This window comes from Frankia sp. CoWAU3 (assembly GCF_977971855.1).
Genome location: NZ_CDWWXB010000043.1, coordinates 10,538 through 20,563 on the forward strand (window position 1 = coordinate 10,538; position 10,026 = coordinate 20,563).

Sequence of the window (10,026 nt, forward strand, 5' to 3'; positions counted from 1 at the left end):
AATCCGGTCGGCGACCTCGCGGGCGTGGCTGGAACCGAGGACGAGGTGCGCACCACCCGCCCGAGCCAGTTCGGCGAGGTCGGCCAGATCGCCGACGACGACCTCGTCCCAGGGCGCGTCCGCGAGGACCGGCGCGGCGGTCGGGGACACCGCCGCCACGACCTCGGCCCCGACGTCGTGCAGCAGGGAACCGACGGCGACCAGGGTCTCCGGCTCCATTGCCAGCGCGACCCGGGCGCCACCGAGGACGAAGTGCGTGTCGAGCAGACCGTCGGCGAGCCGGGCCCGGGCCTGCCGGATCCGGGCCGGCGCGGACGCTCCGGTGAGTTCGATCAGCTCGGTGACCAAGGCGTCCATCTCCGTCAGCCCGCTGAGATGACGGTGGCGGAGGATCCGGGCGCCGGTCCGAGCGGCGAGCAGGTCACCGGCCGCCGCCGCGGTCGCACCCGCGACGAGCACGGCCCGCGACCGACCGAGCGCCCGCAGCCGCGCGAGCCCGGTGCCGCCGGTCGTTGTGGGCTGCCAGGCGGGGGCCAGGTGCCCGTCCACCGATCCGGACAGGTCGGGGACGAGTACCGGGTCGAGCCCGAACGCGCGAATCAGCTCACCGAGCTCGTCGAGGTCGGCCGCCGTCAGGGACGGGCCGACCAGGACGGCGAGCTGGCGCGGGTCCAGAGCACCACCGTCCGCCGCCGCCACCCGCCGGGCGGCGGACCCCAGGGACTTGGCGGGCCCGGCAGCCTCGGCGGGCCCGGGGGTAGTGAGATGCGTTACGGGAGCGCTGGCCGCGATGAAGGCGGTGCGCCCGGTAAAATGGCTCGCTTCGGAAGGCTTCGTTTTGGAATGCTCTGCCGGCACCACCGCTCGGACCAGCGCCTCCAACGCGGCCGACCAGCCGTCGGACAGCCCACCGATGAAGTCCGGGGTGGAGACCCCGACGATCAGCGGGGCCCCGCCGGGGGCGGAGTCGTTCGCGCCCGCCTCCGGCCCGCTCGAGTCGGTCTCGTTCCAGGCCGAGAGGTACCTGCGCAGCTGGCCGCCGACGTCCTCGCCGCTGACCTCGGTGACCCCCGTGGTGAGCAGGCCGATGATCTCCGGCCGCTGCTTCTTCCGAATGGCATCGAGCGTCTCCACCATCGCCTCACCACTGCCGAGGACCGCGGTCACCTCGGTGATCGCGGTGGTCTGCAGCGGGATCGGCTCGTTGAAATGCCGGGTGAGCAGGGCCTTGGCGAATGACGCGCACCCCTGCGCACCATGCATGATCGGCAGCGAGCCGGCGAGGCCCAGGAAGACCAGCGCACCCCCGAGCGGCTGGCTGTGCTTGAGCGGGTCGATCGTCGCCTGCCGCTCTCCGGTCACGACCTCGGCCATCAGCGGGCTCCGACCAGGTCCCAGGGAGCGGGCCGGCTGACCTGCTCCCAGACCGGGCTCGCGATCGCCAGGTCGAGGCGCCGGGCGAGCTCGACCATCCCGGTGTAGCCGGCGTAAGGGATGTGCCGCTCCTGGTTGATATCGAGGAACGGCAGCCGGCCCTTCAGCGCGGTGTACTGGTTGCGGCCGCCGGCGACGAGGATGTCCGCCCCGGTCTGCTCGGCGACCCGCAGCAGCTCGCGCGGACTGCCCTCTTTGATCATCTTTGCGTCGCCGAGCAGCTCGCGGATCTTGTCCACGTCGCCGTCGGAGCTCTTGGTGATGCCGCTGCCAACCACCTCGATGCCGAGGTCCTGCAGCGCGGACACGATCGACCAACTCTTGACCCCGCCGGTGTAGAGCACCGCCTTACGCCCGGCGAGCCTGCGCCGGTACGGCTCAAGTGCGACGGCGACGGCCGCCTCCTCGACAGCGATGAGCTCCTCCGTGCGGCGGGAGAGCTCGTCGTCCTCGAGCAGGCGGGCGAAGCCGCGCAGGGTGTCGCCCATCGCCCGGGTGCCGTAGAAGCTGCCCTCGAACCACGGGATCCCGTAGCGTTCCTGCAGGCCACGGGCGAGTCCGAGCAGCGCGCGCGAGCAGACCACCATCGTCGCCCTGGCCCGATGGGCCGCGGCGACGTCACGGTAGCGGGCATCACCGCTGATGCACGCCTGCACCCGAAGGCCCAGCCGGGACAGCAGCGGCAGGACGTCCCACAACTCCCCGGCGATGTTGTACTCACCGATCAGGTTGACGTCCCGGTCGGTGGTGAGCTCCGGCTCAACGGTGCCGATCACGTGGTCGAGCAGGGCTTGGCCGGCGAGCCGGTTGCCGAGGTTCTTGCTGCCGACGAACCCGGGCGAGTGGATCGGGATCACCGGCACCCCGGACTCGGCGGCGGCAGCCGCGCACACCGCGTCGAGATCGTCTCCGATCATCGCGGTGACGCAGGTCGAATAGACGAAGACCGCTGGCGGCGAGTGCCGCTCGACGACCTCCAGGATGGTGTCGAACAGGCGCTGTTCCCCCCCGAGCACCACGTCGTTCTCGGCCATGTCGGTGGTGAAGCCGTGCCGGTAGAGCACCGGCCCGGACGACAGGCTGCCTCGGCCGTCCCACGAGTTGCCCGCGCAGCCGATCGGGCCGTGGACCACGTGAGCGCAGTCGGCGATCGGGACGAGGGTGATCATGGCTCCGTCGAAGGCGCAGCCTCCGGAAGTGCCCCCGGGCTTGGGTTTGGGACAACCTGCCTTGCGGGCCTTGGTGCTCTTGGCGTTGTTGTGGTTACAGGCCGGTTCGGTGAACAGCGCGACGCGTTCTGTGGCTGCCATGGGCCATCCTCGGAAGGACGCGGTTCTACGGGCACGGTTCTTGAAAGAGGTGGGACGGGGGCGAGGGGTCGATCGATCCGGGAGATGATCGATCGACCCCACGGCGGGGTGGTCGGCCGGTCGCAGGGAGCGCGGTGGGTGCGGCCGGCCGACCACGTTCAGGTCCGGCCGGGAGCCGGACCGGCCACAGCTGTGCCCGGTCGGACGCTCAGCGGACGACGTCGAAGCTGTGGTCGGGGCTGGTGCGGTCCAACTCGTCGAGCACCGTGTTGACGAGCTGGGTGAGCAGGTGCAGACCGCCGGTGTAGCCGACGATCGGGAAGCGGTGCAGGTGGTGCCGGTCGAAGATCGGGAAACCGACCCGGACCAGCGGCACGTTCGCCTCCCGGGAGATGTACTTCAGGTACGAGCTCCCAATGAGCAGGTCGACCGGCTCGGTGAAGACCAGCGACCGCAGGTGCCAGAGGTCCTTGCCCGGCCAGACGGTCGCCGCCTCGCCGAACTTGCTGGTCGAGAGGACCTTCTCCAGCCTGGGCGCGAAGGAGTTGTCGGCGTTCGTGCTCAGCAGGTGGACCGGGATCATCCCGAGTTCGAGGGCGAAGCCGGTCATCGCGATGACGAGGTCAGGGTCACCCGCGATGGCGACCCGCTTGCCGTGCAGATAGGCATGCGAGTCGGTGAGCGCGTCCACCAGGCGGCCACGCTCGGCGGTGAGCTCGGCCGGGATCTCGACCTCCGCCAGGCGGGCCACCTCAGTCAGGAAGCGGTCGGTGTTCTTCACCCCGATGGGGGTCTCGAGCACCACCGTCTCCTGCTTCCACCCGTCCCGGACGAACTCCGTCGTCTTGCGGGTGGTGGTCTCCTGAAGCATCACGGTAGCGCGGCTGAACCGAGCCGTGGCGGCCTCGGCGAGCGGGGTACCACCTGGGTAGAGCTCGTACTCACCCGTCGCCGGCGAGTCCAGGGAGCTGCTGTGGTCGCCCAGGATCAGGGGGTCGACACCCATCAGCTCGAGGATGCGGCGGTACTCGCGGTGGTTGCCGACGTAGGTCTCGAAGCCGGGCACGATGTTCAGCCGGGGCTTCCCGGGGGACTCGACCTTGTCGGCGTCCGCCGTCTTGCTCAGGAGCTCCAGGATGCCCTTGAGCATGCTGTCGTAGCCGGTGAGGTGCGAGCCCACGAAGCTCGGCGTGTGCGCGTACGGCACCGGGTAGTCGGCGGAGATCGCGCCCTTGTCCCGCGCCGCGCCGATGTAGGCGAACAGGTCCTCCCCGATCACCTCGGCCATGCAGGTGGTGCTGACCGCGACCATCTTGGGCTTGTACAGGGTGGTCGCGTTCTCGAGCGCCTCGACCAGGTTGTTCAGCCCGCCGAAGACGGCGGCGTCTTCGGTCATCGACGAGGATGCCGCCGGGACGGGCTCCTTGAAGTGCCGGGCGAAGTGGCTGCGGAAGTAGGCGACGCAGCCCTGCGAGCCGTGCACCAGGGGCATGGTGCCCTCGAAGCCGAGGCCCGCCAGGACCGCGCCGAGCGGCTGGCACGCCTTGGCCGGGTTGACGGTCAGCGCCTCCCGGGCGAAGTTCTTCTCCCGGTACTCCCAGCCGCGGGTCCACTCCAGGACCCGGGCGACCTCGGCGGCGTCGCTGCCGTTCTCGAACTCGCGCTTGCCCTCGAACTGCTTCTGGTAGACCTCGTCCTTGAACAGCTCGCTGTGGTCGAGGACCCGCAGCGGGACGGAACTGTTTGTTTCCGGAGTCGTCGTCACCGGACATCCTCCCTTCTACCGTGGCTGATGACTGCCGGCTACCGCCGGCGGGGGCCGGACCGGCCGGTCAGAACACCTCTCCGGCCTTCGACCAGGGGGTCTCCATGAGGTCCCAGGTCGGGCTGTTGATCGCGATGTCCATGTCACGGGCGAAGACCGCGAAGCCGTCCACGCCGTGGTACGGCCCGGAGTAGTCCCAGGAGTGCATCTGGCGGAAGGGGACACCCATCTTGTGGAAGACGTACTTCTCCTTGACGCCCGCGCCCATCAGGTCCGGCTTGAGCCGCTTGGCGAACTCCTCCAGCTCGAAGGCCGTCGGGTCGTCGTAGAGGACCACGCCCTCCGCGAGAGCGGGGTAAGTACGGGTGTAGTCGTCCTTGTGCGCGAACTCGTAGCCGGTGCCGACGACCTCCATGCCGAGGTCCTCGTAGGCACCGATGGTGTGCCGGGGCCGCAGTCCACCGACCGCGAGCATGACCCGCTTGCCTTCCAGGCGCGGCCGGAAGGCGTTCGTGATCTCGTCGAACCGGACCTGGTAGCGGGCGATCGCCGCCTCGGTCTTCTGCTTGATCTCGTCGTCGAAGAAAGCCGCGATCTTCCGCATCGAATCGACGATCTTGGTAGGACCGAAGAAGTTGAACTCGGTCCACGGAGTGCCGTAGCGCTCCTCCATGGTCGTGCAGATGTAGTTCATCGACCGGTAGCAGTGGATCAAGTTCAGCTTCGACAGGTGCGTCGAGGCCATCTCGTTGATCGTGCCGTCACCGGACCACTGGGCGATGACCCGCAGGCCCATCTCCTCCAGGATCTTCCGGGAGGCCCAGGCGTCGCCGCCGATGTTGTAGTCGCCGATGAGCGCGACGTCATACGGCGTCTGCTTGAAGGTGTTCCCGCCGGTGCCCAGCACGTGGTCGCGGACCGCGTCGTTGGCGATGTGGTGGCCGAGGGACTGGCTGACCCCGCGGAACCCCTCGCAGCGCACCGGGACGACCGGCAGCTCGAGCTTCTTCGAGGCCTTGCGGGAAACCGCCTCGATGTCATCGCCGATCAGACCGATCGGGCACTCGGACTGGATCGAGATCCCCTTGGCCAGCGGGAACAGCTCGACGATCTCGTCGCAGACCGTCTCCAGCTTCGGGTCACCGCCGAAGACGATGTCCTTCTCCTGGAAGTCGGTCGTGAACTGCATCGCGGCGAAGTTGTTCACGCCCCAGGGGCCGCGGGCGTAGTTGCGCCGGGTGGCCCAGGAGTACTGGCCACAGCCGACCGGGCCGTGGCTGATGTTGACGATGTCCTTGACCGGGCCCCACACCACACCCTTGGAACCGGCGTAGGCGCAGCCGCGGATCGTCATGACCCCCGGGCGGGATTTGATGTTGGACTTGACCTCGCACTCCTTCGACCCATCGGGGTCGTTGGCCTTGAGGTGCTTGGCCCGGAACTTGGCCGTCTTCGCAGGGTAGTTAGACAGCACCTCGGCGATCATCGCCTCGGTCTCGGCCTTGATAGGTGCCGGCGTCGTCGTCATGGTCGGGACCTCATCCTCGACGGAGTCGGAGCAGGTGACAGGGTCAGGCGACAGCGGCGGCCTTGCCGATGATGCTCTCGTCCTCCTGCTCCATGATCCCGAACTCGATGAGGAGCTCCTCGAGCTCGTCCATGGTGATCGGCGTCGGGATGGTCTTCATGTCGTTGTCGACGATCTTCTTGGCGAGCTGCCGGTACTGGTCGGCCTGCTCGTTCTTCGGGTCGTACTCGATGACCGTCATCCGGCGCAGCTCGGCGTGCTGCACGACGTTGTTGCGCGGGATGAAGTGGATCATCTGGGTGTTGAGCCGGCGGGCGAGCTCAATGATCAGCTCGTCCTCGCGGTCGGTGTTGCGGCTGTTGCAGATGAGCCCGCCGAGCCGGACACCACCGGAGTGCGCGTACTTGAGGATGCCTCGGGCGATGTTGTTCGCCGCGTACATCGCCATCATCTCGCCGGAGGTGACGATGTAGATCTCCTGCGCCTTGCCCTGGCGGATCGGCATCGCGAACCCGCCGCAGACGACGTCACCGAGGACGTCGTAGGTGACGAAGTCGAGGTCCTCGTAGGCGCCGGCCTCCTCCAGGTAGCTGATGGAAGTGATGACACCGCGGCCGGCGCAGCCCACACCGGGCTCCGGGCCACCGGACTCGACGCACTTGATGCCCCACTGGCCCTCGACCAGGACCTCGTCGAGCTCCAGGTCCTCGACCGAGCCCTTCTCGGCAGCCAGCTGGATGACGGAGGTCTGGGCCTTGGAATGCAGGATGAGCCGGGTCGAGTCGGCTTTGGGATCGCAGCCGACGATCATGACCTTCTTGCCCATCTCGGCCATCGCCGCCATGGTGTTCTGCTGGGTGGTGGACTTGCCGATACCACCCTTGCCATAGAATGCGATCTGGCGCATGCGGTGTTCCTCCTCGGAACGGTTGCCCAGCGCAGGGGGCACCGGTGCCACGACCACGCCGATCGGGCAGGTCGGGCCGCGAGAGCCCCTGGGCTGGAGTCGTGCCGCCGGCCGGGTTTGGCCGGGACATCGGCACAACCGTTAGTTGTTGATCTAACCCGTTGCGTCTGTCAGCCGGGTCCGGTCCCTGCCGGACCCGGCCTAGGACGGCGGGGCCTCCACTCGGGGGGCCGGCACTTCGGCCCGCCCGAGAAGCTCCTGGAAGTCACGGCCGTGCAGGCCGCGCTTCGTCTGGGTCGCCGTGGTCCGGACCCGCTCAAGCAGCGGCTCGATCTCGCTGTCGTCGGCGGTGATGCCGTACTGGGCCAGCGCGTAACGCACCGAGGCCCGGCCACTGTGCTTCCCGAACGCGAGCCGCCGTTGCCCGCCGACTTCGGCGGGGTCGAACGGCTCGTAGGTCGACGGGTGTCGCAGCACGCCGTGGACGTGGATCCCCGACTCGTGCGCGAACACCGACTCACCGACCACCGCCTTGCCTACCGGCAGCGGGCGGCAGGCGGCCCGGGCCACCATCCGCGCGAGCCTGCGGAACGAGGTGGTGTCCAGGTCCACCGGCACCTTCAACAGGTGCCGCAGGGCCATCGCCACCTCCTCGAGCGGGGCGTTGCCGGCCCGCTCCCCCAGACCCAGCACCGTGGTGCTAACCCAGGTGAATCCGGCCTGAACCGCGGCGAGGGTGTTTGCGGTCGCCAGACCGAAGTCGTCGTGGGCGTGGATCTCCCACTCCCCCGGGACCGCCTGGACCAGCCGGCCGAGCCGGGTGTAGGCGCTGACCGGGTCCAGCAGACCGACCGTGTCGGCCCAGCGGATCCGGGTGGCGCCCCACTCGCGCAGCTCGCCGGCCAGCTCGATGACGAAGTTGTCGTCCGCGCGGGAGGCGTCCTCCAGGCCGACGCTGAATCGCAGCCCGCGGTCGGCCGCGTCGAAGACGCAGTCGCGGATGCGGCGCCGCGCCCATCCCCGGTCCCGGCCCAGCTTGCTCTTCAGATGCAGGTCGGAGACGGGAATGGTGAGGTGCGCGGTGACAATTCCGCAGGACACCGCGGCATCGATGTCGCGGCGGTCGGCCCGGCACCACGCCACCACGCCGGCCTGAGGTTGCGTCGCGAGGATCTCCCGCAGGACATCCCGTTCGGCGGGTCCCATGGCAGGTATTCCGGCCTCGATCTGGTGTACGCCGATGGCGTCCAGAGCAGCGGCGATGGCAAGTTTCTCGGCTGCGGTGAATGCCACTCCAGGCGCCTGCTCGCCGTCGCGCAGGGTGGTGTCGCAAAACCTGACCGGCGCGGCCGTAGGCGCGGATGAGCTGGGAAAACGGGGACCGGGCACTGTCATCACCAGCCGTCGATCGAGAACAGAAGGCTATGGGATCGCCCCCGAACAGTGGTTCTTCGTTTGTCCGGTGGCGACACGAAGAACACTAGGAGCCGTTCATTTCAGCCCTGCAAGCCCCGGTAACTTCGGCGTTAACAGGTATTCCGTCGGGATGACTGGAAGCTTCTCCCGAAAGATACCTCGAAGGATATTCGCAAGGAAAAATCTTTAATTAAAATTTTCCTGGAAACTTTCCCTCGTGGCGCCGCCCACATAGCCCCGGGCGCGCCGCCGAAGTGGTCCGGAGCACACGGTACGCCAGGAAGATCGCCCGATTACGGGGATCCCCCAGCTCCGTCGGAGCGGTGTAGATGACAGTAGCAAACGCCCCGTGCAGATGAGATGTTATCGGAACATTCGAACAAGAGTTTCAGCGAGGTACCTGCCGTGTTACGTAGAGATGTCGGCGCTATCGATGCTGGTCACGGCGGATGAACAAGATGACTCACATTCATGTTGGCAGCTTCCCGACCGCCGCGCGATCCCGACCACCAGGATTAACTTTTCCGAAACCGACAAGGTCCGTCGTGAGTGGACCTCGCCCGAGGAGTCGGTTATCTTATGGATAACAGTTATTTTCCGCCGGGCGACGCCGACCTGGCAGCACGCAGTGCTTTCCTATGGAGAGCGGAAGGAGCTGGGCGTGTCGGTTCGCGCATACGTGGAGTACTTGGGTTGCCAGTCGGGATGGTAGAGATGACGGACACGCAGATGGTCGGCGTACCGTCCGACCCGCCGGGAACGTGGGAGGACCTGCGTGCGACCGTAGTAGGCAACAACGGTGTCTTCCGGATCAACATGGGGACACTGCGGGAGATCGGCGGCTATGGCCGATTGGGTACCAACGTGCGGCAGATCCTGAGCCGGAACCTCGCCGGCATCGGTCTCGGGCACCTGCCCACGGAACTACCGTCCTACCAGGACAAAGAGGTTCTGCTCTTCCAGTTCGGCACACCGGCGGCAGAGATCGTCGAGGCGGTCCGGGAGGGCGCCTCCGACGGAGCTGAATCCGCGCTGATCAGGCTGAACTCCTCGCAGGACATCGCGAAGGTGCGCGACGCCTCACTCAAAGCTGTCGAGCTCCTCTCGATTCTGAACGACCGCTGCCGGGACTGCATGCGCCCGCTGCACTAAGCGACCAGCGGCCGTCATCTCCGTCGCCGGCCTGACAGTCGGCGACGGAGATGTCTGGTCGTGGCTGCCGGAGGCGGTGGACCTCCAGGTCAACCGGGGGAAATCCGGCGGCTTCGTGTTCGTCACGCCTATGTTTGATCATGGCTGCGAATCACGGCGTGGGAACGACGGCGACAAAGCGTCATCGTGGCGACGGCGCTGTCCCGCTCCGCCCACGCCATCGCCCAGTGGAAGTGGCCATATCGTGGCGGACCGTCGTGGCTGGCGGCACGGACCGGGACGGCGGGATTCGACTTCTGGGAGATCGAGGAGTTCATGGAGCACGGCTCGGCACTCGTCGGCAGTCCTGAGCAGGTACTCGACAAGATCCAGCGGTTCACCGAACTGTACGGCCAGCAGCTCACCGGTATCGGCGTCGACTCACTGCCGGTGGACTGGCAGCGCGAGCAGCTTGAGTGGTTCGCCGCCGGCGCCGCCCCTCGAACCGCGTCGGGCGTATCCGAGCACCCGCTAG

Annotated in this window: 7 protein-coding genes and 1 pseudogene; 2 read left to right on the top strand and 6 right to left on the bottom strand. The window is 67.7% G+C overall.

Annotation, left to right across the window (positions count from 1 at the left end; all coding sequences use genetic code 11):
• The 6 genes from AC08ON_RS06605 to nifV all read right to left on the bottom strand — a co-directional run.
• Positions 1-1,374, bottom strand: a 1,374-nt coding sequence (locus AC08ON_RS06605) for a nitrogenase component 1 (protein WP_476616633.1), incomplete at its 3' end; no start/stop codon positions are given.
• Entirely contained in the window at positions 1,374-2,744 is a 1,371-nt protein-coding gene (gene nifE, locus AC08ON_RS06610; protein ID WP_011438839.1) for a nitrogenase iron-molybdenum cofactor biosynthesis protein NifE, read from the bottom strand. The genes AC08ON_RS06605 and nifE, both read right to left, overlap by 1 nt.
• A gap of 208 nt (positions 2,745-2,952) precedes the next feature.
• The gene (gene nifK / locus AC08ON_RS06615) at positions 2,953-4,509 is read right to left on the bottom strand and encodes a nitrogenase molybdenum-iron protein subunit beta (RefSeq protein ID WP_476607087.1); all 1,557 of its coding nucleotides are present in this window, start codon (positions 4,507-4,509) and stop codon (positions 2,953-2,955) included.
• Between the two features lie 67 nt (positions 4,510-4,576).
• Positions 4,577-6,037: a nitrogenase molybdenum-iron protein alpha chain gene (nifD, locus tag AC08ON_RS06620; protein WP_476607086.1), complete on the bottom strand. Its 1,461-nt coding sequence runs from the start codon at positions 6,035-6,037 to the stop codon at positions 4,577-4,579.
• A gap of 43 nt (positions 6,038-6,080) precedes the next feature.
• Positions 6,081-6,944, bottom strand: coding sequence for a nitrogenase iron protein (gene nifH / locus AC08ON_RS06625; protein ID WP_011438842.1), 864 nt, complete (start codon positions 6,942-6,944; stop codon positions 6,081-6,083).
• A gap of 201 nt (positions 6,945-7,145) precedes the next feature.
• Positions 7,146-8,339: a homocitrate synthase gene (gene nifV, locus AC08ON_RS06630; RefSeq protein ID WP_476607096.1), complete on the bottom strand. Its 1,194-nt coding sequence runs from the start codon at positions 8,337-8,339 to the stop codon at positions 7,146-7,148.
• A gap of 735 nt (positions 8,340-9,074) precedes the next feature.
• On the opposite strand from nifV, the gene AC08ON_RS06635 reads away from it, so the two are divergent.
• Both AC08ON_RS06635 and AC08ON_RS06640 read left to right on the top strand, forming a co-directional pair.
• Positions 9,075-9,512 (top strand): hypothetical protein, encoded by a 438-nt coding sequence (locus tag AC08ON_RS06635; RefSeq protein ID WP_476593150.1) that lies wholly within the window; start codon positions 9,075-9,077, stop codon positions 9,510-9,512.
• A 186-nt stretch (positions 9,513-9,698) separates the two neighbouring features.
• A pseudogene (locus AC08ON_RS06640) lies at positions 9,699-10,026 on the top strand (hypothetical protein); the annotation flags it as partial.